Annotated in this window: 25 protein-coding genes; 17 read left to right on the top strand and 8 right to left on the bottom strand. The window is 35.1% G+C overall.

The features are described 5' to 3' along the window. Positions 1-274: 274 nt before the first annotated feature. Both C0W29_RS10855 and C0W29_RS10850 read left to right on the top strand, forming a co-directional pair. The gene (locus C0W29_RS10855; protein WP_036789913.1) at positions 275-937 is read left to right on the top strand and encodes a potassium channel family protein; all 663 of its coding nucleotides are present in this window, start codon (positions 275-277) and stop codon (positions 935-937) included. Next, complete coding sequence (locus C0W29_RS10850; protein WP_036789910.1) at positions 934-2,298, top strand: TrkH family potassium uptake protein; 1,365 nt, start codon at positions 934-936, stop codon at positions 2,296-2,298. Before C0W29_RS10855 ends, C0W29_RS10850 begins: the two co-directional genes overlap by 4 nt. 75 nt (positions 2,299-2,373) lie before the next feature. Here C0W29_RS10850 and C0W29_RS10845 read toward each other — a convergent pair whose 3' ends face one another. The 5 genes from C0W29_RS10845 to C0W29_RS10825 form a co-directional block, all read right to left on the bottom strand. Then, positions 2,374-3,033, bottom strand: coding sequence for a YdcF family protein (locus C0W29_RS10845; protein WP_045044645.1), 660 nt, complete (start codon positions 3,031-3,033; stop codon positions 2,374-2,376). A 260-nt stretch (positions 3,034-3,293) separates the two neighbouring features. Then, positions 3,294-3,836: a YaeQ family protein gene (locus tag C0W29_RS10840; protein WP_045041146.1), complete on the bottom strand. Its 543-nt coding sequence runs from the start codon at positions 3,834-3,836 to the stop codon at positions 3,294-3,296. A 98-nt stretch (positions 3,837-3,934) separates the two neighbouring features. Then, positions 3,935-4,222: a GIY-YIG nuclease family protein gene (locus tag C0W29_RS10835; protein WP_045041145.1), complete on the bottom strand. Its 288-nt coding sequence runs from the start codon at positions 4,220-4,222 to the stop codon at positions 3,935-3,937. 112 nt (positions 4,223-4,334) lie between these two features. Continuing rightward, the gene (locus C0W29_RS10830) at positions 4,335-4,994 is read right to left on the bottom strand and encodes a YceH family protein (protein ID WP_045041144.1); all 660 of its coding nucleotides are present in this window, start codon (positions 4,992-4,994) and stop codon (positions 4,335-4,337) included. Positions 4,995-5,175: 181 nt separating this feature from the next. Continuing rightward, positions 5,176-6,150, bottom strand: a complete 975-nt coding sequence (locus tag C0W29_RS10825) for a GGDEF domain-containing response regulator (RefSeq protein ID WP_045041143.1) — start codon at positions 6,148-6,150, stop codon at positions 5,176-5,178. Between the two features lie 214 nt (positions 6,151-6,364). Between C0W29_RS10825 and C0W29_RS10820 the strand changes: the two genes are divergently transcribed. The 5 genes from C0W29_RS10820 to C0W29_RS10800 all read left to right on the top strand — a co-directional run bounded on the left by C0W29_RS10820 (position 6,365) and on the right by C0W29_RS10800 (position 11,469). Next, a complete protein-coding gene (locus tag C0W29_RS10820) occupies positions 6,365-6,817 on the top strand; it encodes a DUF3069 domain-containing protein (protein WP_036789895.1) in 453 nt (150 codons plus the stop codon). Between the two features lie 392 nt (positions 6,818-7,209). Beyond that, the gene (locus C0W29_RS10815) at positions 7,210-8,481 is read left to right on the top strand and encodes a winged helix-turn-helix domain-containing protein (protein WP_045044644.1); all 1,272 of its coding nucleotides are present in this window, start codon (positions 7,210-7,212) and stop codon (positions 8,479-8,481) included. Between the two features lie 187 nt (positions 8,482-8,668). Then, positions 8,669-9,769 carry a YdcF family protein gene (locus tag C0W29_RS10810; RefSeq protein ID WP_045041142.1) on the top strand — a complete coding sequence of 367 codons (1,101 nt, stop codon included), beginning with the start codon at positions 8,669-8,671 and terminating at the stop codon, positions 9,767-9,769. A 270-nt stretch (positions 9,770-10,039) separates the two neighbouring features. Continuing rightward, positions 10,040-10,996: an SPFH domain-containing protein gene (locus C0W29_RS10805; RefSeq protein ID WP_036789889.1), complete on the top strand. Its 957-nt coding sequence runs from the start codon at positions 10,040-10,042 to the stop codon at positions 10,994-10,996. Positions 10,997-11,010: 14 nt separating this feature from the next. After that, a complete protein-coding gene (locus C0W29_RS10800) occupies positions 11,011-11,469 on the top strand; it encodes an NfeD family protein (RefSeq protein ID WP_045044643.1) in 459 nt (152 codons plus the stop codon). A gap of 92 nt (positions 11,470-11,561) precedes the next feature. Here the strand turns inward: C0W29_RS10800 and C0W29_RS10795 are convergent, their stop codons facing one another. Continuing rightward, positions 11,562-11,882 (bottom strand): hypothetical protein, encoded by a 321-nt coding sequence (locus C0W29_RS10795; RefSeq protein WP_036789887.1) that lies wholly within the window; start codon positions 11,880-11,882, stop codon positions 11,562-11,564. A gap of 181 nt (positions 11,883-12,063) precedes the next feature. Between C0W29_RS10795 and C0W29_RS10790 the strand changes: the two genes are divergently transcribed. Further along, positions 12,064-12,810 (top strand): hypothetical protein, encoded by a 747-nt coding sequence (locus tag C0W29_RS10790; RefSeq protein WP_045041141.1) that lies wholly within the window; start codon positions 12,064-12,066, stop codon positions 12,808-12,810. Between the two features lie 68 nt (positions 12,811-12,878). On the opposite strand, the gene C0W29_RS10785 is transcribed toward C0W29_RS10790, so the two are convergent. After that, the gene (locus C0W29_RS10785; protein WP_045041140.1) at positions 12,879-13,646 is read right to left on the bottom strand and encodes a carbohydrate deacetylase; all 768 of its coding nucleotides are present in this window, start codon (positions 13,644-13,646) and stop codon (positions 12,879-12,881) included. A 16-nt stretch (positions 13,647-13,662) separates the two neighbouring features. Then, complete coding sequence (locus tag C0W29_RS10780; RefSeq protein ID WP_045041449.1) at positions 13,663-15,012, bottom strand: 6-phospho-beta-glucosidase; 1,350 nt, start codon at positions 15,010-15,012, stop codon at positions 13,663-13,665. Between the two features lie 133 nt (positions 15,013-15,145). Here C0W29_RS10780 and C0W29_RS10775 point away from each other — a divergent pair, with 133 nt between their 5' ends. The 9 genes from C0W29_RS10775 (at position 15,146) to C0W29_RS10735 (ending at position 23,977) form a co-directional block, all read left to right on the top strand. Beyond that, positions 15,146-16,036: a LysR substrate-binding domain-containing protein gene (locus tag C0W29_RS10775; protein ID WP_045041139.1), complete on the top strand. Its 891-nt coding sequence runs from the start codon at positions 15,146-15,148 to the stop codon at positions 16,034-16,036. 149 nt (positions 16,037-16,185) lie between these two features. Next, entirely contained in the window at positions 16,186-16,668 is a 483-nt protein-coding gene (locus tag C0W29_RS10770; protein WP_045044642.1) for a hypothetical protein, read from the top strand. Positions 16,669-16,966: 298 nt separating this feature from the next. Continuing rightward, on the top strand, positions 16,967-17,422 hold the full coding sequence (locus tag C0W29_RS10765) for a DUF4402 domain-containing protein (protein ID WP_036789881.1): 456 nt from the start codon (positions 16,967-16,969) through the stop codon (positions 17,420-17,422). Further along, positions 17,400-17,813, top strand: coding sequence for a hypothetical protein (locus C0W29_RS10760; protein ID WP_045044641.1), 414 nt, complete (start codon positions 17,400-17,402; stop codon positions 17,811-17,813). Before C0W29_RS10765 ends, C0W29_RS10760 begins: the two co-directional genes overlap by 23 nt. A 189-nt stretch (positions 17,814-18,002) precedes the next feature. Next, on the top strand, positions 18,003-18,509 hold the full coding sequence (locus C0W29_RS10755) for a fimbrial biogenesis chaperone (RefSeq protein ID WP_146145908.1): 507 nt from the start codon (positions 18,003-18,005) through the stop codon (positions 18,507-18,509). Beyond that, entirely contained in the window at positions 18,484-19,206 is a 723-nt protein-coding gene (locus tag C0W29_RS10750) for a hypothetical protein (RefSeq protein WP_045041136.1), read from the top strand. Before C0W29_RS10755 ends, C0W29_RS10750 begins: the two co-directional genes overlap by 26 nt. Then, entirely contained in the window at positions 19,149-20,927 is a 1,779-nt protein-coding gene (locus C0W29_RS10745; protein ID WP_045041135.1) for a carboxypeptidase-like regulatory domain-containing protein, read from the top strand. Before C0W29_RS10750 ends, C0W29_RS10745 begins: the two co-directional genes overlap by 58 nt. A 110-nt stretch (positions 20,928-21,037) precedes the next feature. After that, positions 21,038-21,754 carry a sulfite exporter TauE/SafE family protein gene (locus C0W29_RS10740; protein WP_036789876.1) on the top strand — a complete coding sequence of 239 codons (717 nt, stop codon included), beginning with the start codon at positions 21,038-21,040 and terminating at the stop codon, positions 21,752-21,754. 240 nt (positions 21,755-21,994) lie between these two features. Further along, positions 21,995-23,977 (top strand): FUSC family membrane protein, encoded by a 1,983-nt coding sequence (locus C0W29_RS10735; RefSeq protein WP_036789875.1) that lies wholly within the window; start codon positions 21,995-21,997, stop codon positions 23,975-23,977. The last annotated feature ends 8 nt before the right edge of the window (positions 23,978-23,985 follow it).

The raw sequence follows: 23,985 nt of genomic DNA, 5'->3' as shown, positions 1-23,985 counted from the left end.
ATCAAACAGTTACACTAAACTCATCATCTTACTGTAGTAAACTATGAATAAAAACTAGAATTCATTAACTTGAATTACATAAAAAATGCGAGCAATATCCGAAAATTATACCTAACCGGAATTTGATATTGCTATGTCTATCGTCATAACAAGAAATGACATGACGAGAAGGATACTCAGATAGCATGGTGATAGCTAATTTGTTAACTTAATGTTTTTACAATCAACAACAAAACAAATAAAGCATTACACTAAAGTAATGTGGGGAAAAAGAATGAATCCTGAAGATAAACAGTTTGCTGTTATTGGCCTCGGCCGATTTGGTATGTCGCTATGTGAAGAACTTAGTGAACGCGGAGCGCAAGTATTAGCTATAGACGTTAATGAAACATGTGTTCGCCAAGCTGCGGATATAGCAACACAAGCTGTCGTCGCTGATTGTTCAAACGAAGCTACAATTGCTGAACTGAAACTTGACGATTATGATTTAGTGATGGTTGCAATTGGTGATGATATTAATGCTAATATTTTAACAACACTTTTATTAAAAGATGCAGGTGTAAAAACCGTTTGGGTCAAAGCCAAAGATACTCCACATTGTAAAATCCTTTCAAAAATTGGCGCTGATAAAATCATAAGACCAGAGCGCGATATGGGTATTCGTATCGCTCGTAACATGTTAGATAAACGTGTTTTCGAATTCTCAGAACTTGGCAGTGGTATTTCATTAGCTGAAGTTGTAGTGACTGCACGTAATATGGGTAAACCTATTTCACAACACCCATGTGCAAGTAGCGATGAAACACAAGTGTTAGCACTTAAACGTGGTCCAGAAGTACGTAAAGCACCTGATATGACTATGGAAATGCAAGTTGGTGATATCCTTATTATTACTGGCCCTGAAGACGTACTATCAGAAACATTAAGAAAGTTATGAGTTTTATCCCAAATCGGGCGATGTATGTCCCTATAAAAACAGAAAAGCGTAAACGTTGGTCTGAGCCAAAAATCATTATTTTTAGTTTTTTGGCTATACTGATCCCTGGCGCTATTTTATTAACGCTACCAGTCTTTTCTGTTTCAGGCTTAAGTTTTGTTGATGCACTTTTTACTGCAACATCCGCTATTAGCGTTACAGGACTTGGCGTTGTAGATACAGGCACTCACTTTTCCACCAGTGGTAAAGTACTATTAATGATCTTAATGCAGATCGGTGGTCTTGGACAAATGACCCTATCTGCTGTTTTGTTATATATGTTTGGCTTACGCGTTAGTCTACGTCAACAATCGCTAACAAAAGAGCAACTCGGGCAAGAGAAATTCATCAATATCCGTCTACTGGTTAAGCACATTATTATTTTTGTGATTATATGTGAACTAATCGGAACCTTTTTTCTATCATTACGCTGGGTGCCGATGATGGGATGGGATAAAGGCCTGTTTACTGCTGTTTTTCACTCAATATCAGCCTTTAATAACGCCGGATTCTCACTATTTTCTGATAATTTAACTCAATATGTCGATGACCCATTAGTGATCATTACCATTGCCATGTTATTTATCTTAGGTGGTTTAGGCTTTACTGTTATTTCAGATTTACAGCGTAACGCACATCGTGGCTTTCACTTTTTGTCACTACATTCAAAAATAATGATTATTGCAACACCAATATTATTATTAGTAGGTACAGTGATGATTTGGTTACTGGAGCACGATAATATGCAAACTCTGGGAAGCTTAAATACTTCCGGTCAATGGCTTGCTGCATTTTTCCAATCAGCAACAGTACGTACAGCTGGATTTAATAGCGTTAACATTGGTGCTTTTACTGAGCCTGGATTGTTAGTTCTAATGCTATTAATGCTTATTGGTGCGGGCTCAACCTCAACCGGTGGTGGTATTAAGGTATCGACCTTTGTTGTTGCTATTTTAGCTACGTGGTCATTCTTAAAACAGCGTGATCGCGTCGTACTTTTTAAACGCACAATTTCAAACCAAACTGTGACTAAATCATTAGCGATTATTGTGGTTAGTGGCATTGTATTGTTGATCGCAATGTTTGCTTTAATGCTAACGGAAAAAGCGCCGTTTTATGAGGTGATGTTTGAGACTATTTCAGCCTTTGCAACCGTTGGTGTTACAGCAGGCTTAAGTGCGACGCTATCAGAACCAGGTAAATACATCATCATTGTCGTGATGATTATTGGTCGTCTCGGACCGTTAACATTAGCGTATATGTTAGCTCGTCCAAAGCCAACGCTACTGGTTTATCCTGAAGATAATGTTGCTGCTGGTTAATAGCCATATAAATTATGACAAATAAAAAAGGCGTGTTTCTTATATTAAGAAACACGCCTTTTTATTATATCAAGATCAATCTCTTGGAAGATCTGCCGATAAATGATCATCAAACCCTGCTGCGACTAAATATTGATATGCTTGCCACACCTGTTGCGGAATTATTTGTTCAGTTGCAAAGCCTAACGCCGGATAATAACGAATGCGTTGTAGATCCCCTACCATAACATTCACAACATCACCGTAACTAATAACATCATTGGCAAACTCATCAAACATTAACGGTGGTGAAGTCACTAATGCGGCTTTATTGGGCCATTGCTTTTCAAATGTAGCAAGAGTCCGACGCTCCATAAATGGTTTTTGAACCAAAATGAATCGCTGTGGATCAAGCTTTTTAGCGTGTAGTAGCTCGCGGGTTTTTATTATATTATCCCCAGTATTGGTTGCCAGAGGCTCAATATAAATACAATCATTTGGTACCCCCATTTCACGCGCAATATTGGCAAAATGCTCGGCTTCTGAACATGGAAATAACCCCTGAGTGATTTCGCCCACATTGCCAGAAAAAACAATATAAGGAGCATAACCTTGTAAAAAAAGTTGAGCAGCATACTCTGCCACTCGAACGTCATTACTGCCAAGCACAAACAAACAATCACTTTTAACTAATGGTTGATGCAATAAATGATAATCCCAAACAATTTTAGCTGAACGATAAATTCCCGATGGCATAAACAGTCCTTTTGTTATCTAAATTTGTTATTTTAATAATTATGGCGATAATTTGCACATTGCTAATATTCAAAATATCATTCTCATAATAAGTACTATTTTGATTCGTTAATCAGAACTATAGTCACGCTACCATGAGATGACTTAATATACTATCAATGAACAATGACGATCCTAATTGTTCAAAAATCACTGGAAAATAAGCAAAAAAAATGGAACAAGTCTGCACTTATTCCACTATAAATTATCTGTTGTATTCGTTACCGTTGCCACCATTCAGGCACAATCGTAATACTTGTACCATGTTGATCGCTTAGCCATGCTTGTTCACTTTCAATCGTTAACTGTAGTTGCATTGAACGTTCAACCAACTGCTCTAAACTTTTTAATGATTCATCACGAATAAATACGACAGATACATTCTTTAAAGCACTGATCTTAGCTTTATTCGCTTGCCACCATACGGGAGCTGCATGATCACCATAGGCATAAACAATCACTTTCTTCGCACGATGCGATGCTTTACGAATACGTTTCTCATCAGGCAAACCTAACTCAACCCATAATTCGATTTCATCTACTAAGTTTTTAGTCCATAAGTCGGGTTCTTCTGCAGAGCTTACTCCTTTCGTAAATTGTAAGTCTGTATCTGCATTTAATCCCCAAGCAAGCACACGCAGCATAAAGCGCTGTAATGTTTCTGATGGATGACAAGCAACTGTATGCTGACCATCGAGATAAACATGGCGATCCATGTCTGCTACGTTAATGTTTACTTTATATATAGTGGCACTGATCGCCATGGGAAACCCTTTATGATTATAACTATTTCTAAATAACAGTGTCCGCAACTAATACATCACATATATAACTCGCGTACACAAAAAATACTGTGGTTGTTTTAATCAGAAAACAACCTATATAAGGAGATATCTTGCTGAATAAGATCTTCTTTTTGTGTTTTTGTTAAACGTTTTTTAATTCGATATTCAAACTGCATTGCATCACGTTTAGACTTCACCTGCTGCGACCACATTAATGTTAAAGGTCCTTTACCTTTAAGGTACTTAGCCCCTTTTTTACTATGTTGATGTTCTTCAAAACGACGGCAAACATCAGTGGTAACACCACAATAAAGAGTCCCTTTACGAGTACGTATAAGATAAACAAACCAAGGTGTGGTAGACATAATAACAAGCCATAAAACAAACAGGCTCAACACATAATGTTGAGCCTACATAAGCAATAAAACTGTAAGAATACAGACTGAGTAATCTACCAGTATTCCCAAATAATAGAAACTATTCTGTTAATGATTCTAACATTGCTTGCAATTCAATAACTTGCTGCTTTAATTGTTCTACATCTTGCTCTAATGCAATAATTCGCTCTTCGTTAATAGTGCTACTTGCTGCCGTAGACTTCATCGGCGTGTAATTATCGATATCAATCTCACCACTGAGTAAATGCATATAACGACAATCACGTTTACCCGACTCTTTAGGTAATTTAACAACATAAGGTCCCTTGGCAGTTGATGCTAATTGCTCAAGTACCGCTTCAGCCTCTTGCGTATCAGAAAAATCACATAAACGATTAGTTCGAGTACGAATTTCACCCGCACTCTGTGGCCCTCGTAATAACAATACAATAATTGCAGCAAGCTCTTGTTTAGTAAATTGCAACGAACCAAACTCAGTATTGCAAAAACGGTGCTGAAACTTAGATACACGACTGCCAAAACTTGATACGTCACTCACCATACGCTTTTCTTTAAGCTCTTCAAGAGTATCAAGTACTGTTGCTTCCTCAAGCGCCATTACGGGTTCACGGCTTGATTTTTGATTACATGCTGTCGTCAACGCATTAAGCGTTAAAGGGTATTGATCTGGAGTAGTAATTTCTTTCTCAAGTAAGCAACCAATAACTCGAGCCTGTTGTTCTGTTAATTGCATATCCATGATCATCCTATTCATATTACCTAATGGCTTTCTCGTAAACGTAATATCTCGACACTTATCACTCAAAAAGCCATTGTTATAATATAGTGTCAAAATACACTAAGAAGACTAGCACATTTATCTTTACCAGCAAGTAGTTAGGTCATCAAATGCATGAATTTTGACCATGGACAAGTAAAAGTTAGTTTTCATTATGGCTAACTAAAGAATATGGATATTCTGATGTCACAAATTGATCACGGCCATTTTCTTTCGCTTGATATAATAAAGTATCAACCGCTTGGTATAAATTCTCAACTAACTCCAATCCCGTAGGAACCCATGAAATAGCGCCTTGGCTCACCGTTAATTTATCACTAATTAACGAATTCTCATGCGGTATAGCTAATCGTCGAATCGAATCCTTTAGCCGCTGACACTCTTTAATTGCTTGTTTTTCATCACAATTACAAATTAATACAATAAATTCCTCACCACCATAGCGACCACAAACTTCACCGGCTCGATTAAATGTTCTTTTCAGATTAGAGGACAATAATTTAAGGCAATTATCCCCTTCTATATGCCCTTGGAAATCATTAAATAATTTAAAAAAATCCACATCCAGTAAGATAATCGTTAACGGTAAACTATTTCGTCCATGTAATGCGATAAACTCTTTTAACTTTTGATCAAGATATCGACGATTAGCAAGCTTAGTCAATGGATCTTCATTTACCTGTTCTAACAATAATTTATTTACCTTTTGCAACTGTACCGTAGTATGTTCTAACCGTTGCCGCATAACTGCGATACGGCTCATTGCCTGCATTTTTGCTGCTAAAATAATCGGATTTACTGGCTTAACTAAATAATCATCCCCGCCAACCTCAATCGCCTTAGCAATAACATGGGGCTCATTAAGACCACTTAAAAAGATAATAGGTACCCATTCGGGGTACTGAAGACGAATGGTATGAACTAATTCAATACCATTTTGCTCTGGCATCTCAATATCAATTAATAACAAATCAGGCTGAAATTCTGAATAACATTTCAAGAGTTCAGCCCCTGATGAAACCGACTTAACATGATGACCAAGGTTTGTTAAACATGCCGTTAAGTATAATCTCTCACTAGCGATATCATCGGCCATTAAAATCCGCATCACGCCCATATTAAATCCTTCACGATAGCAAGCATATAATATAAAACAAATTGCATTATTCGTGCCATATATGCCTATTTTTAAAAAAGTCCTTTAACAACGTGATTACACCATGACTATCCACTAAAATAAATTTTATTATGTCTTTTATAATCATATATTGACATTTATCAGTAGGAATATAGGATTCCTCCTCTCAAAACACAATGCGTTAGGAAAAACTATGTCTGAAATTAATAACAACGAAGAGCAAATCATCGAAGAAACAGTATTCACATTAGATGACTGTTCTCCAGAACTTCGCCAAGTAGTCAAATTTGAGGAAGTACCAGCAGAGTTGATTGATATGCTTGTAAACGTTTATAAGGTATCAGAGCCTACATCACGTGAAGCATGGAACGCATTACCAGCAAGCGCACAAAATGTTTTGGATAATTTTGAGCAATTTCACTCTCTAGTTGCATTAAGCCAAAGCTATTCTGGCGTTGACTTTCTTGGTGAAATGCAAGATACCAAATTCCCAGAAGACATGAGTGCTGATGAGCAAGCTGAGTATAAGGCATCAATGCTTGATAAGGTACTGGTTAATTGCGTCAAAGATATGTGTAAGCAATTGAAAAAAGCCCGTCGTAACCCACCTATGAAGCGTGAGTTCACTGAAATTTTTCAAAAGTAATATTTATTGCAATCATAATTAATATTTAAAGAAAGAGTATAAATACTCTTTCTTTAATTGAACGTTTATATTCATGGTTTTTATAATTAATCTCTTTGAATGTAAAGATTACGTCAAATAACATCATTTATATGGATAAAAAATAGTATCTAATAATAGGAAGTTGCTTATTTGGTATATTCCTATTTATTATTGATTTATAGTATTCTTATTAATCGCTTATCTTTTATTTACCACATTAATAATCACCTAGCCTGTTGTATTTTATGTCAATAATTAATATTATAAATGTAAACACAACTATCAGGTGTAACTTTTAACACCTATAAGTCATTTTATAACTCTTTCATGATAGAATTGATAGACTAGCTAATAATATTCAAGGTTTATAAATGGTAAATATTGAGCAAATAAGATTTCGGACAAAAGTATGCTTCATAGCAAGTCAAGGAGTACTTAAAACATCCGAATCTACGCTCAAGCTAAATTTGTCAGAACAATATATTCTCAGCTATCTTATTGAGAATCACAGTACTCCAGTAACTAAAGATGACTTACTTAAAGTGGGTTGGCCTGATCGTATCGTTACTGAAGCCTCATTATTTCAAGTTATTCGAGCGTTACGGGTAAAACTTAATGAGAAAAATAAAGGTGATGTGATTGAAACCTTGCCTAGAGTTGGTTATCAAATTCGCGAATTCACCCGTGAAGAAGTCGATCTAAGCGAACAAAAATCAAACAGTACTATTAGTAATATTAACAAAAAAACCATTATTTCTGCTGCTATCCTTGCCATAACACTATTTGGTAGTTGTGTATGGTATATGTCGCCTTCTCAAACAGAACCTACTCATTTTCTAATTGAGCATGAAAATATCGGCACGAATAATATTACGTTCATCACCAAAAATTTAGAACAACAAGTTGATTTAAGGAACAAAACAAAAGCTCTTTTTTCACAACAAATAAATAAATATGGCAAAATCACTGCTACAAATAAAAAGATATTTTTTTATAAAGCAGATGACTTTTACTCTATCGCTTGGTGTCAAGTAACACCTGAAACAAACCAATGTAAACCAATGACTGATTTCAGTTATAAAATTTCCGCCAATAAATGGAATAGCTTTACTCATCTTATTATCGATAATAAAAAACTCTTTCATGAAAATGTAAGTATTACATCGGAGTCATTATATGAACCTTTATCTGTCGTTTACCGCTCATATATAGGTAATTACGGTTTAATATCTAAGGTATCAAATTTTTATATTTCACCAACTGATCAAAGCAATGTTTTTGATTATTCGAAAGTCAGCTTTATTGCAGATAAAAAAACAGGTCGTTACCAAGCTCTCTCACTATCAGCAGAATCATTAAAGATAACCAAAAAAGATTCTCAATTCATTGCAACTCTAAAAATAACACCTGAAGTTTTTCATTGGGCTTATCAAAACAATACTAATTTAAGTGAAAATAAAGCAGTTATTTTCTCAGATGACGATAATAAATCAAATTCATATAAAAATAATGCTATTCGCTATGACTATATAATTGCAGCTCAGAAGCGCTTACAACTGATCTTAGGTGAAAATTCGGGCCTCTATTGGCTACACAGCAGTAAAAATAACCCATTAACATTACTACCAGCAGAACACTTTTAAGTAAGTGTAATCCCTACGGAATACTATTGACGAAACTTGTGAGAAAATCCAATTCCGTCATTAATGATGATCATGGCACTATCATTAAAACATACAATTAGTTAACAATAAATATCACGTAATGATCACATTCTTGATCATCTCAATTTAGTATATTTCTAACCAAAATAATAATACCTAAATGACGATGAAAAAGAATATAATTTCAACTTTAATTGCTAGCTTACTTTGCTTGAGTTCTACTATTACATTTGCCAATACTTCAGTTCCCTTGCAAAGTATTACTCCTTCGACAGACATTACTCAATACACAACTAAACGCCAAGTCGTCAATCAATTACTCACCGACGCTCTTATTGCATTTCAATCACCATCTCGTATCTCTCATGCGGGCTTTACCGCAAAAATGCCAAGCAACCTTGAGATTGTTACTTCACGGCTATTAAAAGCATATAAACTTGAACCTTATCGGACAGACTTACTCATTTCAGCAGCAAACGCGCAAATATATAATGGCAATGTTGATCGCGCAATTGCACTCTTTACGCAAGCACAAACTGTCGCTCCTAATGATATTGATATTTTGTCATACCTTGCTGTATGGCATAACTTCAAGGGTAATAATGCAGCGTCTATAAAACAAATGACAAAGCTAGCCTCACTCAATCCTGGTCGTCAAGCAGATATAGAACACATAATTAATACAATAGATCATATTGTTGCAATTCCACTGAAAAGTACGCCACTCAAGTCCTATAATGGCAATACTGCCATCGTCACTTTAGGCTATGCTTTAAATCCAGATGGAACAATGAATGATATTCTTATTCAGCGTCTCAAAAAAACCTTAAGTTTGGCAAAACAGTCACCGAAGGCTTTGATCATTGTCACTGGAGGTATGCCTCTAAATCATCAGACTGAAGCTAAATTAATGGCTGACTGGCTCATTCAACATGGTGTTCCTCAGCAGCGTATTATTGAAGATAACTATGCGCGAAGTACCGTTGAAAATGCATTATATGTTAGTTATGCATTAGCTCGTCACAACATTGATCACGCAACAATTATCAGTTCAGCAAGTCATGTTCGTCGAGGCCAAACACTGTTTGATATTGCCAGTTGGCAAACAGGACCTCGCGGTATCACCTTTGACAGTATTAGTGTTGCTGATAAACCGCTATCAACATTAGTGATCCCTTCAGATAAGGAACTACTCGGTATATACCGTGATGCTCTTCGCACTTATGGTATGTGGAGCTACCGTTCATACCCACTAGAACAGCGCTAGAGCACTATTTTTACTTTTCTTATATAAATCGTCTTAACATGCCCAGTTTTATATTCTGTGGCATTTTTATACGATTAATTACTCTCTGATTAACTTTACTAGCTTAAATCTTCTTTTTTGAGCTTTTATCGCAATAGTTAAATTTTCAAATGACTACACATCTCAAATTCAATTGTATATTATCGGGATAAGAAACAGGTATAATAAGGCTTTATTTGCTCACAGTATAAACTTAATATTAATCGGTAATAAACATAAGGAACGTATAAAATGCCGCTCGATCTCATTACTAACCTACTCACCAGTCCACAATTATACTTACTGATATTTATTGTAGTTACACTTAAATTAAGTATTATTTTTGTACCACAAAACCAAGCATGGCTTATTGAACGTTTTGGTAAATACCGCTCTACCAAAGAAGCTGGTCTAAATTTCATTATTCCATTCATTGATAGTATTGGTGCAAAACGAAGCCTGAAAGAAACAGCTGTCGATGTTCCATCACAGTCAGCGATAACGAAAGATAATATTAGTCTTGTCGTTGACGGTGTACTTTATTTCCGCGTTCTTGAACCATATAAAGCGACTTATGGTGTTGATGATTACAGATTTGCTGTTACTCAATTAGCACAAACCACGATGCGTAGTGAATTAGGCAAAATGGAGTTAGATAAAACATTTGAAGAACGAGATCTTTTAAACGCTAACATTGTTGCTGCTATCAATACAGCCTCAGATCCTTGGGGTGTACAAGTGCTACGATACGAAATTAAAGACATTGTGCCACCGAGCTCTGTTATGGAAGCAATGGAAGCTCAGATGAAAGCTGAGCGTGAAAAAAGAGCACAAATTCTTGAGTCTGAAGGCGATCGACAATCCGCTATCAACGTTGCTGAAGGTAAAAAACAAGCTCAAGTTCTAGCTGCTGAAGCTGATAAGCAAGAACAAATTCTTAGGGCTGAAGGTGAAGCTGCAGCAATTTTGGCGGTTGCTGATGCACAAGCACAGGCATTACGCAAAATAGGTGAAGCGGCTGATACAGAACAAGGCCAGAAAGCGATTCAACTTGAATTAGCAACTAAAGCCATTGAAGCAAAGAAAGCCATTGCAAAAGAATCATCTGTTGTTCTTCTAGCAGACGACGCAACAAACGCAAGTTCAATGGTTGCTCAAGGTCTATCAATCATTAACTCTATAAATAAAGCTCAAAAAGGTAATTCTTAGAGCTAAGGTGTTGTATGTTTGGCAATATTCCACAAACATTAGTGGTATTAGGCTTATTAGCTCTTATCATTGAAGTTCTGATACTCGGTTGCAGTACGCTAGTATTGCTATTTTTTGGCATCGCTATGCTCCTAACCAGTGGGTTAATTTATATTGGCATGGTTGAAGCTAATTGGTTGAGTACCATTTCAACCTTGGCAATCATAACGTTATTGCTAACACTTGCACTCTGGAAACCCTTGAAAAAATTACAAAATAAAACAGCTCAAACTGATATAAATAGTGATTTTGCAGTTATAACATTTGAACTCGAAAAGGATTTATTACCATCAGAACGCTACACATATAATTACTCCGGTATTCAATGGCTAATTAAATCAAATACAACAATAGCAAAAGGTGTAGCCGTTAAGGTTATAAAAAAAGAAGTCGGCGTTTTATGGGTCGAACCCGTAGATAGTGCAATAAAATAAAACTGTCTAGAATAAATCTTAGCTAAATATAAACAAGCCGTTAAGATTACTTAGCGGCTTATTTTTACATCAAAATTTTCATATAATATATATTAATCAACAAGTTCTGTTTTTTCTAATAACTTACAAAACTGGTGCTTTATTATTGTTTGACTAATATAAATAACGTTAATGGTGTCATTAAAATACGTATAAGCTAACCGAAATACTGCGTCTTTAGCAGCTACAATTTTGTATTCATAGATTTTTAAGCCGTCATTACGTAATTGTCTTGCTGTCTTTATTTTTGCAGATTGGCTAGCAATCAAATTAGGAAGTCGTTCTCTTACATCTTGATAAATAATTGCTTGATACTGCTCGTGTAAATGAAAAAACTTTCGTAAATGCCGATTTTCGCTATAAGTAATATTCATGGTGAATGCATCTAGTTATTTTTGTAATAGTATATTCCTTAAGTTCACTATGTAATAGCTTAAGCGAATTAAATACGCTTTAAGAAAAAGTGAACGTTATTCACAGATCTACTATTACACTATGCATTAATCACTAATCTGTACCACAATTAAGCTGTACCAGCGAAAAAGGAATACGCTAATGAGTACAAGACTTAATGATACTATTAGTATCGAACTACACATTCAAGCAGCTGTTAGGGAGATAGCGGCATTTACCGAGTTAACAGCTCGTTCATCATCAATGGATGATCGTATGCATGAGGCGATTCATCAAGGAAAAATATTTTTTACACTATACCTAATGGTGCAATCACTCCACAGTGAAGCAAAAAACACCACTGCTAATATTCTTTCACAACAAAACATCACTACACCAGAAACCAATTTTGAATGGGTGATCCAACATTGCTTTAATATGTTTTATATTTCAAATCATGATATTGCTATAGATAAAGCCAATACTTGCGGTCAAATAACAACCGTAACACCTAATGACATGTTGCATTGGCAGCAATCCCCTATGCCTGAAAGCCTTGAGAACATGGTAGCGGCACTCGCAACTAAACACGTTAAGTTCCTCGCCTCTCTATTCTCGCAGGCAGAAGATATTGATAATGAATTATTATCGGTTTTTAGCCATGCTATGACTAACAACACATTAGACTTAGGTATCAAATTATCATCAAAAGCAGGTACGCTATTATTAGAGCAAGTGATCCATTCTAGAACAGGTACTGTATGTCTTATATTTTTAAATATGACGAAGAATGATGAAGAAAGACAAGCTATCAGCCTATATTTAGCTGATATTGATAATTTCTATAAAACCTTAACCACTAATGGTTTAAAAAATGGTTTGATTTTTTTAGACAAACTATCTAAATAATGACCAGTTCAATAAAAAGAGAATATGTAATTCTCACTTACTTGTGACAAATACATATTCTCTACCAACTATATTAAGTTACTAAAGTTGACACATTGAATATCCTGCTTTTGTAACCATAATCGTAGCTGAGGATCCGTTAATATAAGCAATTCTTGATAGCGGAGATCAACATATCCAGACACTGAACTCAACAATGAATCTTGTTGTAAACCTGGATGGCACATCAGCTCTAGAACGCCATTAGGTATCATTTTTTGATATTTAAGAATTAACTGTTTAAGTTTATCTTCAGAGACTCCTTGATCAAAAAAGTTCATATCAAAGGCATCTGTCGTGGGCACAGTTAATCCACCTAAACCAGCATCAAACACATCAACTCTACGTGCAGGTAGACCAATATCATTAAGAAACTGTACAAATGCACACTTTAACTGAGGCAGTGCTGCAGCAAAGTGATGGCTATCAATGTGACTTGGGTTAAAACCAAGATCTAACGCTCGCTGGTATTGCGCGTGCATTTCTTGATAGGCTTGTTTTGCATCGACATCAGTACGACTAAATAATTGTGGTTTTTTAAGAAAATAACCATCCGAGTCTATAAGACTCGTTACAAACTCCGACGCTAAAATAGGCTTTCCCGCCGTTAATGTTATATGTAAACCAACATCTCCTATAACATCTCCAGCATTAATACGCACAATAGCATCACTAACAGCCGCTTGATTTATCATCAATGTTGTTGATTTCACTATACCAGCTTGTAAACACTGAATAATGGCATCGTTAACTTTCGGAGTAAGTCCAAAATCATCGGCATTCATAATAAGTTTCATGCTACAACCTCTTCATTTAATTATTCTTTTTTAATTCTTGTATTAAAGATGAAAATTGAGGCATATAGCAGCTATTAGCCATAATCGTTTCTTCTAATGCTTTCTCCAAGATTTTACCTGTGGGTACGATTGGATTTAGGACTAATGCACGTAATGCTGCGCTAAAGTCACCGTCAATTGCAGCTTTTACTGTGAGTGTTTCAAATTCTTTCATCAACTGAATTAAACGAAGTACATCTACAGGTAATGGAGCAACATTTAATGGTTTAGGGCCGGCACTGGTAATAATTGAACTCACTTCGACAGCACAATCATCAGGTAACCCTGCTATTGCGCCATTATTACGTGTATTAACATGCATAATAGTACGTTTGTCGTTATGAATAGCACTCATCAATTCACAAGCAGCTTCAGAATAATATTGCCCACCACGTAGTTCTAACTCTTTAGGTTTGACATTTAACTGTGGGTTTTCATATATCTCAAAAAGCTTTCTTTCTATATCTTTTACAACTTCAGCACGACAACCAAGTTTATGCTCTTTCATTTCAATAACTTCATCATCGAGCATATCTTGGCTTTGGTAGTAATAACGTAGATAAGCACATGGAATCAACCCGATATCTCGTACTAACTTTGTTGGCCATCCAAAAGCAGGAATATTTTGGGGTACCATACTGTTATCACCAGCTAAAACAGCGTCTAAAACCTGAGGGAGTTTATTTTCACCGTCATGAATAATTTCTGTTGCCCAAACAAGATGATTAAGGCCTGCGATTTGCATAACTAATTCATCTTCATTACAACCAATAATTTTTGCGGCACCTTTTTGCATCGTAACGGGTACATTACATAAGCCCACCACGTTTACATTAGTTTGTTTTAAAATAGCTTCTGTCACCATACCTGATGGATTGGTAAAATTAAGCAACCACGCTTTTGGACATAATTGTTCGATTTCACGACATATTTCTAATGCAACAGGAATAGTTCGACACGCATTGGCAAAGCCGCCTAAACCATTCGTTTCTTGACCTATCATGCCATGTTTTAAGGATATGGTTTCATCTCGAATACGTCCTTCTAAACAACCAACTCTAAATTGTGAGCATATGAAATCGGCATTTTTCAATGCTTGCTGACGATCTTTAGTGAGATGAATTTTCATATCAACACCAGCATGTTTCACCATACGTTCAGTCAATGATTTTATAGTCATAGCTTTGTGCCAGCCATCATCTATATCAACTAACCATAACTCGCTAATTGTCATTTCATTCTTACGCGCCAACATACCTTCGATCAATTCTGGCGTGTAGCTAGAGCCAGCACCAATGATCACGACTTTAAGAGGATTCTTCTTCATTTTTGTATTCATCGTTCAGTGTCCTTTGATTAAGATGAGCCTATTAAAACCATAACCAATACACTTCACAAACGAACAAATAACCGCTATAAATTAGTTTTGTTCATGTATAAAAATAAAAGAGAGTCAAAATATGGGTGACCAGCAGATATTCATGGCCAATATGCATGTATTCAATATTGCCGCTCGGACGTTAAGTTTTACTCTAGCGGCACAAGAACTTAATATGTCACAAAGTGCTGTTAGTCATAGGATGAAAAAACTTGAGCAACAGTTGGGGTTTAAACTATTTATTAGAAAAACACGGCAACTTGCACTTACCCCTGAAGGTGAACGCCTCAAAATAACAGTCTCACTTTCATTTGATAATATTTACACCGAACTAAACGACATCACTCATGACGAGTTAAGTGGTGAACTCTATATTGGCACCTCAAATGGGTTTGCTTCATATTGGTTAATGCCTCGATTAGCCCGCTTTCAACAACGTTACCCTAATTTAGATATTCGTCTACAAGCTCAAAATAATGCTTATGATTTTGATTATGAACCGATAGATGTTGCTATTTATTACCTTGAATCACCACCAACAAACTTACACTACGAAAAAATATTAAATGAGCAACGTATGCCTCTATGTACTGCCGAATATGCCCAACAACTAAACCTTGAGCAACATGGTATTGAAGGCTTACGCAACGCAACATTTATTCACCGTAGCCAATCTCAAGCATGGCAACAATGGTTAGATATTATCGGTAGTGATATAAACCCAAATCTAAAAAAATACAGCTTTAACCATAGTGATCTTTATATGAAAGCAGCTTTAAACTCTTTGGGAATTGTGATGGGTCGTTACCAATTTGCTCAAAAGGCTCTAGCTGAAAAGACCTTGATTAATCCATTACCCGCTATAGATGCAACCGCTAGCTATTATCTAGTCTGTAGAAAAAACACTGATCAACGACCTAAATATAAAGCATTTCGTCAATGGTTATTAAATGAAATAAATAATGATATTTAATAATTCACCTTGTTATATTTACAGGGTGAATGTCATTTTTATTAATTACCTATTTTGTGATCTCAATTCCATTTATATTTAAATTCAAATAAAATATTACGTTAATAAATAACTATTATAAACTTACATTATTTTTAGGACCTATACGTGTGAAAAAAATTTCTTTATATATAATACCCCTTCAATTGTTTTTAGCAGCATATTGGTTAAAACATGGTTTTCTTGATAAAATAGTCGGCATTTCTTTAGGGATAATTCATCCTCAAACAGCCTATTACGGTTTAACATGGAACGGTTGGCATGATCATATTGTCGGCAACTGGGATAAGAGCCGAATAGGTCATTTGTTTTTTTCACCTTTTTTTGATATCTTATTCCCTATAATAATAGTATTACAGTGCCTACCCTTTTTATTTATATTCATGTCGATTATTAATAAAGAATTCCTTATTAATAAAACAAGACCATGGCTAATAAAGTCAGCACTAGCATCATTCATCGTCACCGTCATAATGCTTTTTAGTGAAACACTCTCTAATGCGCGTGATGCTGAATATTTACTGAATTTATTTAGCATCAATATAATATTAATTATCTATATTCACTTTGTTGAAAAAATAATAGAGAAATAGATTTAATTCAAATATAACCCTAAACAATAAAAGTAGCATTCTTTGCTATTTTTATTGTTTAATTAAACACACTTCAATTATAAACACTACAACATAAAACTTCTTAAATATAAGAATATTCTATTTATCTAACATTAAAAAACCAACCACAAAAATAACCAATTGAATATTAATGATTTTTAGTGGGAATTTTGTTTAATTTTTATTCCACCTCATCGCTATCGATTAATTGAGTTTCATAATTTCATCAACTAACTTTAAATAAGGTGAAAAATGTAATCAAATAAGAGGAAGTAGTATGCGCAACTCGATGAGAAAATTAGCTTTTGTTGCATTAGCAATAATGCCATCGTTAGCACAAGCCGAAGTGGGAAGTATTCAAGCAACCATTGAGATTATACCTCCTCTATCCATCGCAGAAACCAGTCCGTTAGACTTTGGTACGATATTCTCAGATCGAACGGAAGATGTCATTGTTGCTACCACTGATGGAGGTGCAGCGACATTCACTATTAGTGGTCACGATGGAACAACAACAGATATTACAACCGACACAACAGCGACTTTAACTCATACGACAGATGGAACAAAAACCATCCCAATTATAGGTATTAATCTTAATCACTCATCGATTGTATTAAGTGGTGCAACAGAAGTGAAAGCCGGTGGTACGGCTGATATAGATAATGCAGTAGGAGCACTGACCGTTGGTAACTACACTGGATCGTTTAATGTTACGGTTGTATATCAATAATTATTTATTTGCTTTCCTTTTTATAAGTACAAATATTTTTGCTATTGATTTTATTGAACAAGAAAATATTATAATCACTGTTATTGAAAGCAATTATTCACAACAAGTTAAATTTTCTAAAGATAATATTGAAAATGGCAGTTTTAGTTTTAAATTAAAAGGAAAGCCAAACTCTTATATAAAAATTGATGCATTAAATAACAATAATAATAGTATTTTCATCAAAAATATAAAGTACAGAGATGGATTTAATACGAAAGGACTCGTTGCAATAGATTCTAAAGGTTACTCAAAGAAGTTAAGTATTGATGGAACAATTATCATACCGGCAAACATGAAAAGTGGAGAGTCAGTCACTTCACTCATGTTACATGCTGAGTATGTGAAATAACAAGGAATAAAAATGTATAGGCTATTAATATTTATAATGTTTTTTTCTAATTACTCAATGGCAAACATGAAAATAGCGCCATTACGAGTGATCACTACAGAAGCAAATACAACTCAAAAATTTCTCGTGTCTAACACTGGAGACAAATCTATTAGAGTACGAATATCTCCCTCCTTTGTTGAATCACCTATGTCAAAATATCAAACTCGTCATAAGAATATTAATCAAAAAAATGAAGATCTTACCCCTTTTCTACGTGTTTCTCCTCCCGTTATAAGTACCTTGATGCCAAACGAACGAAAAATTATAAGGCTGCGTATTTCAGATATCCCTAATAACTACTTGAGTGGCGAATACCGTACTCATTTAAAATTCACTCAGGAAGTAATAAAAAAATTAAACCCACCCACCGATGAAGACACATCAATTTCATTTGATCTAGCAATGCTTGTTAATTCATCCATTCCTATTTACTACCAAAAAAAGGATAGAACAACACCACCAAAGGCTATTATTAAATGCAGTAAAAATCATTTAACAATCATTAACAACTCACGCTATCAAAAAAAAATAGAATTGTTAGGTGCCGATACATATAAGCAATTTATTCTTCTTCGTCAATCAGATCTAGATATTGCTTATAATGGAAAAACAACAATAAAGATTAATGATGAACAGCAAAAAGTGTGTTTATAGCTACCTGTTAATTTATTTTATTTCTGCATCATTATTTGCAGATGAGTTATCAGAGGCATTTATTGAGATTAAAACGAATGAACGTTATGACTCATTTTTTAGAGTGCTACTTGATGATGAAACACCTTATTTAAATATATCAACGCTACTACCATTACTCTATGGACTTGATAGAAAGTGTGATAGTGAGCGTTGTCATTATTTTATAGCATTAAGACCTAATGATGGTCAAACAACCATCAATTTTAAAGAAAAACACTGTAATTCCACAACAAACAAAAAAGTACATAATATTAATGTCCATTATATTGAAGAACAATATTGGTTACATTGGAAAGATATTGCCATTTGTTTCAATGCCAATGTTTATTGGGATACTGATAGCTATATTTTAAACATACAAACGCAATACCTTTCACCTACAGATATTCAAAAAGCAATAGACCGCGCTCGCCGTATTTCTATAGAAAAAGCCAAACAAATAAAAAAATTAGCGACTCAACCCCGTATATCACCGACGAATACAACAATGATACAAAGTCGTTTAGCACTTAGCAGCCAATATAATACCCAACAAATTAACACTGAGGTAGCAAGCGATTTTTTTTTCGCAACTACCAGCAATTTATCGATATATCAATGCAATCGGGTAGTGATAACGCCCTTACCTACTACCGCTATTTCTATGAGGACCTGATCGCAGATGCGAGCCTAACAATAGGTAATGTTGTTATACCTGAATCAATAACAAATAATATTTTCCAAACTAAAAATGGCTACAGCCTAACGAATTATGAAACTAATGGCGAAGGTAGTTTCTATGATGAAAGAAGCACACTTGCTAATGCGTACGTTGATATTTATGTTAATGGTATTTTCGTTAAAACTGTTCAGGCAAACGACTCAGGTAGATATATTGTTGACGGCTTTTCGGTAATGCCTGGTGATATGGTTAATTTTAAAGAGCGTATTGGTATTGGTGAAATCGTCAACACTCAAATTCACATTGCCAACACATCAGAATCAGTATTAAAACAAGGATATTTTGCTTATTCTATTCAGGGCGAAATGGATAGAAATCAACGTAAACGCTCTCGCTTCAGTTACGGAATAAAAGATAACTTTACGTTAGGTATTAGTGCTTTTCACTCTACATTAGCAACAGAGCTCACTGCTGGATTTCGTGCAATTCCAACATCGAATATAGGCATCACCTTCGCTTGGATTGCAAAGGAAAATAAGTTATTAGGTGAAGTTGATTTTAATTTTAATGCTAACCATTATCTGAAAATTAATTATAATCGTTCAGATCTTTTTAGTAACGATGATGATACCAGATTTAACCAACTTGAATACCGTTACTACAATAGTATTGCTTCATTCAATATTAATGCTATTCAAACTAAAACCAAAATTAATACCAATATTATCATTCGTTCTCAACTAAACTCATACTTATCTGCTTCATTAATGATCAATGATATTCATACTAATAATAATCCTTATACGGAGTATACTTTTACAACCAATTATATAAGAAGTACAACAGAAACATTGGAATTAGAGCTACTTCAATCATCTCAATATAGCGAATTATTGTATAATGCAAATTACCGTTATCAATGTGTTAACTGCTTTTTTTCATCAATAATCACTTCAAATCAAAGTTATTACAACATTCGTGCTTCCTACAAAAAAGAACTTACCGTATCAGCATCTGTTGCTGTTGAATTCAACCAAAATATAAAACTGACCGCGAATGCGACACATGATTCAATTTCATTATTAGCTAGCTATAGTTATGGCTTAAAAATTTCAAAAGTAACTGATTGGCAACTCTCATCAATTGATCCTAATCACTATGGTTATGCTACGGTAAGAGGCCAAATCGTCGATCATACTGGCACGCCAGTACCTAATATTGGCCTTAGTATCTATCGTAAAAAAACACGGTCAGACGCCAATGGTATTTTTGTATTAGATGGTGTCGCTATAGCCGATAACATCGCATTAAAACTGAATCCCAAAACCATCGATATTAACTTGCAACCACAATATAACCCACTATTAATCAACACTCAGAAAGGTGGAATTACTGATGTTATCGTTCGTCTAAATAGGGTTTTTGGTCTTGACGGTATCATTACTAATTTTGATGGTCATTCAGAAGCTACGATTACATTTATCAACAACAATACCCAACATCAACTCACTTATAAGATTGAAGATGACGGTTTTTTCATGATTGAAGGACTGACTGCGGCAGATTACACCATTACTTATAAAGCTGGAGAACGGCAAGCATCAATGGAATGGTCAGCTCTTAATCAGCAACAGTGGCTCAGTAATATTCAATTACAGATTGACTGTATCGATAAGACCCAACAATGTACTTTATCGATGGTTTCTCCTCCTTAGATTTAACGATTCGCAATTATTCTCTCTCTAGACAGTTTATTATTTACATTAAACGCTAATAATATTATTTTGCAGTCACTTTATTGCTCCCTTTTAATAAGAAGACGACTATGATCATCGAACCAACGACTTTACTTGCCATTGCTATGATCTTTGTAGGGTCTTTTGTACAAACAGCTATCGGCTTTGGGCTCGCTATAGTTTCAGCGCCTATTCTTATTATTATTGCCCCTCAATATGTTCCCGCTCCTATCTGTTTAGTCGCATTGTTTATTTCATTGCTTAATAGCCTCAAGTACCGAAGCAATATTGAATTAGGAGGATTAAAGATGGCGATCTTTGGTCGTATTCCAGGATCTATTGCTGGTGCCACTTTACTGGTTTTTGTCTCAACTCAAACTTTATCATTGTGGGTTGGTTTATTAGTATTACTGGCCGTTTTTATTAGCATAATGCCTTTTAGAATTGAACCAACGCCAACAAGAATGGTTATCGCTGGATTTTTCTCTGGATTATTTGGTACTAGTTCTGCCATTGGAGGACCACCAATGGCCATACTATTACAGCATCAAGAAGCGAATCAACTCCGTGGTAATCTATCTGCTTTTTTTGTTTTTAGTTCAATTATCTCATTAATAACCTTGATTCCTGCTGGATTTTTAAATCTCGAAAAACTGTGGTTAACCTTACCCTTACTGCCTGCTGCATGGGCAGGATATTGGCTAGCATTAAAAACGACACAATCTTTACCGAAAGAAACCATTCGTTATGGCGCGTTATCTTTATGCTTAATTTGTGGTGTTATTGCGGTATATAAAAGTCTCTGATGAATCATTTTTTCCTGTATTTTTATCACTAAAATCAGCCATCACACTGGCTAATTATACCAACAAGCGATAAATTATAATAATACGCATTTTTCATTAACTACTGTGCTGACAATGATTCAATCAAATATTTTACTTCGTTATCCATCATTACGAACTTTTTTTAATCTAAGGACAAATATTGCAGCCCTTAGTTTTATTAGTTGCTCTATTCCTCTATTTCTCATGGGACATGTCACCATGGGAATTGCATTCTCACTCGGTAGCATCAGTTGTGGTTTTGCTGATACATCTAGCGTAACTAAATATCGTATTTTAGATTTTGCGATTGCTTTACCATTATTTTTCTTAATCAGTTTAGGTATTGAAGTCGTTTTTCCACACTCATTGTTATTTGTTGGATCATTAGCAATTGTTAGTTTTGCGCTCTTTATGCTCGCAGTATTAACGCCACGTTTAGGAGCGATTGGTTTCGCTGCTATTCTATTAGCCATCTATGCCATGTTATTACACCTTGAAGGGCGCCCTGTATGGTTAATACCTATGTGGCTAACTGGCGGTGCAATGTGGTACATTTTCTGGCAAGCATTAGCCATTACTTTTCTACCCAATCAAGAATCAAAAGATATTTTATCGGACCTTTACCAAGCACTCGCTAAAAAACTGATGATCCATGATCAAGGCTTTGTATTCTCCACCGATAAAAACCAGCTATTCATTCAATCAGCCCAATTACGCTCAAAAATAGCGACTCTGTCACACACACTTGAATATCGGATCCACCAACAATTTAGTTGTGGTGAAGACAGTGCAAAATTACAAGATATCTACCGCTTTTTAAAAATAGCGGAACATATTAATGAACAAACACGGCTAATGTATTTCACCTCGACACCACTTTTAAAGCAGAGTTGCCCACAATGGTTAGAACATATCCATCACGCGGATCAACAAATTAGCCAATACCTCGCACAAGTGAGTGTCAATAATGTCCACCATTTAGCACTGCCAAATGTTGATTTTGAAGCATTACGTCGCTATCAAGTACCCGCGGAAGCCCAGCAAGAGGCAATCGCTGCACAATCTTTTATTAATAAGCTCGATATTATTTATCTTTCATTATGCGAGCTCAAAAATCAATCGAGTACTATCACCAATCCTACAATCGTAAAACCGATAGTTTTAACTTGGAAATGGCGTGATATTATTTCTAAATTAACCAGCCAAATGACGTTAAAATCAAGTTACTTTCGTCATGCACTTCGTGGAACATTAAGTCTCACTACTGGCCTGATCGTTGTTCGTCTCTTGGATCTCGATTTTGGTTTTTGGACGTTAATGACAAGTTTGCTTATCCTTCGTCCAAATTTATCAATGACATGGACACGATTATTACAGCGCTTAACTGGTACTATCTGCGGTTTAATTGTAGTAAGCGGATTATTACATTTCCAAGTGGCAAGTAGTATTTTACCGTTCATATTTTGTATTGCTGCGGTATTGTTTTTCCATACATCTGCACGCCACTATGGTTTTGCGGTCTTTTTTGTGACCTTATTTGTATTCGCCGGTTTCTCGCTCAATGGCCAAGGCGACAATATTATGTTGCCTCGTCTAGATAACACGGTATTAGGTGTTATTATTCCACTTATATTTGTGTTTATCCTAACCCCTGGTTGGCAAAAGAAATCATTCCCAACTCAGCTTAGTACTACCGTTAAAGGCTATATTGATTACTTAATTAGCTTCAATCTTTACTTATCGAATAAAGACCAAAAACACACTGAAAAGTTACAGCATCACTTCCAAAATTGTGTTGTCTACGATACCAACCTCTTTGATCATTGGATGGGATATTTAGGCGAACCACAACGCAATTCACAAACAAGTGAACATATCCTTCTTTGTAGCCGTAGCTCTAATATAATTTTACGTATATTAACTCAAATAAATGAAAGTAAAGAAAATATAATACTTAATGATGAGATTGAAGCAGAATTAAAAAGCGCGACGCACTCACTAATACAACTGCAACAACTGTTACAACAAACATTAAATCATACGGAATTATTCAAGCATATTTCTAAGCAAGAAAAGTTTATTTATCAATCTTTCACTTATATCGAAGATGAAATCTACCGTCTTGATAACAATGCATTGATAGCATTACTTTCAAAAGAAATTGCATTATTCCTTAAAGCCATAGACCATCAACCGCAATAAGATATTAA

The sequence above is a fragment of the Photobacterium kishitanii genome (assembly GCF_003026355.1).
In the GTDB taxonomy this organism is placed as follows: domain Bacteria; phylum Pseudomonadota; class Gammaproteobacteria; order Enterobacterales; family Vibrionaceae; genus Photobacterium; species Photobacterium kishitanii.
This window is presented reverse-complemented; position numbering and strand designations above follow the sequence as displayed.

Excerpts from the sequence above, each read along its gene's own strand:
- C0W29_RS10855 (WP_036789913.1), top strand. The coding sequence starts at position 275 with ATGAATCCTGAAGATAAACAGTTTGCTGTTATTGGCCTCGGCCGATTT.
- C0W29_RS10850 (WP_036789910.1), top strand. The coding sequence starts at position 934 with ATGAGTTTTATCCCAAATCGGGCGATGTATGTCCCTATAAAAACAGAA.
- C0W29_RS10845 (WP_045044645.1), bottom strand. The coding sequence starts at position 3,033 with ATGCCATCGGGAATTTATCGTTCAGCTAAAATTGTTTGGGATTATCAT.
- C0W29_RS10840 (WP_045041146.1), bottom strand. The coding sequence starts at position 3,836 with ATGGCGATCAGTGCCACTATATATAAAGTAAACATTAACGTAGCAGAC.
- C0W29_RS10835 (WP_045041145.1), bottom strand. The coding sequence starts at position 4,222 with ATGTCTACCACACCTTGGTTTGTTTATCTTATACGTACTCGTAAAGGG.
- C0W29_RS10830 (WP_045041144.1), bottom strand. The coding sequence starts at position 4,994 with ATGGATATGCAATTAACAGAACAACAGGCTCGAGTTATTGGTTGCTTA.
- C0W29_RS10825 (WP_045041143.1), bottom strand. The coding sequence starts at position 6,150 with ATGGGCGTGATGCGGATTTTAATGGCCGATGATATCGCTAGTGAGAGA.
- C0W29_RS10820 (WP_036789895.1), top strand. The coding sequence starts at position 6,365 with ATGTCTGAAATTAATAACAACGAAGAGCAAATCATCGAAGAAACAGTA.
- C0W29_RS10815 (WP_045044644.1), top strand. The coding sequence starts at position 7,210 with ATGGTAAATATTGAGCAAATAAGATTTCGGACAAAAGTATGCTTCATA.
- C0W29_RS10810 (WP_045041142.1), top strand. The coding sequence starts at position 8,669 with ATGAAAAAGAATATAATTTCAACTTTAATTGCTAGCTTACTTTGCTTG.
- C0W29_RS10805 (WP_036789889.1), top strand. The coding sequence starts at position 10,040 with ATGCCGCTCGATCTCATTACTAACCTACTCACCAGTCCACAATTATAC.
- C0W29_RS10800 (WP_045044643.1), top strand. The coding sequence starts at position 11,011 with ATGTTTGGCAATATTCCACAAACATTAGTGGTATTAGGCTTATTAGCT.
- C0W29_RS10795 (WP_036789887.1), bottom strand. The coding sequence starts at position 11,882 with ATGAATATTACTTATAGCGAAAATCGGCATTTACGAAAGTTTTTTCAT.
- C0W29_RS10790 (WP_045041141.1), top strand. The coding sequence starts at position 12,064 with ATGAGTACAAGACTTAATGATACTATTAGTATCGAACTACACATTCAA.
- C0W29_RS10785 (WP_045041140.1), bottom strand. The coding sequence starts at position 13,646 with ATGAAACTTATTATGAATGCCGATGATTTTGGACTTACTCCGAAAGTT.
- C0W29_RS10780 (WP_045041449.1), bottom strand. The coding sequence starts at position 15,012 with ATGAAGAAGAATCCTCTTAAAGTCGTGATCATTGGTGCTGGCTCTAGC.
- C0W29_RS10775 (WP_045041139.1), top strand. The coding sequence starts at position 15,146 with ATGGGTGACCAGCAGATATTCATGGCCAATATGCATGTATTCAATATT.
- C0W29_RS10765 (WP_036789881.1), top strand. The coding sequence starts at position 16,967 with ATGCGCAACTCGATGAGAAAATTAGCTTTTGTTGCATTAGCAATAATG.
- C0W29_RS10760 (WP_045044641.1), top strand. The coding sequence starts at position 17,400 with ATGTTACGGTTGTATATCAATAATTATTTATTTGCTTTCCTTTTTATA.
- C0W29_RS10755 (WP_146145908.1), top strand. The coding sequence starts at position 18,003 with ATGTCAAAATATCAAACTCGTCATAAGAATATTAATCAAAAAAATGAA.
- C0W29_RS10750 (WP_045041136.1), top strand. The coding sequence starts at position 18,484 with ATGAACAGCAAAAAGTGTGTTTATAGCTACCTGTTAATTTATTTTATT.
- C0W29_RS10745 (WP_045041135.1), top strand. The coding sequence starts at position 19,149 with ATGCAATCGGGTAGTGATAACGCCCTTACCTACTACCGCTATTTCTAT.
- C0W29_RS10740 (WP_036789876.1), top strand. The coding sequence starts at position 21,038 with ATGATCATCGAACCAACGACTTTACTTGCCATTGCTATGATCTTTGTA.
- C0W29_RS10735 (WP_036789875.1), top strand. The coding sequence starts at position 21,995 with ATGGGAATTGCATTCTCACTCGGTAGCATCAGTTGTGGTTTTGCTGAT.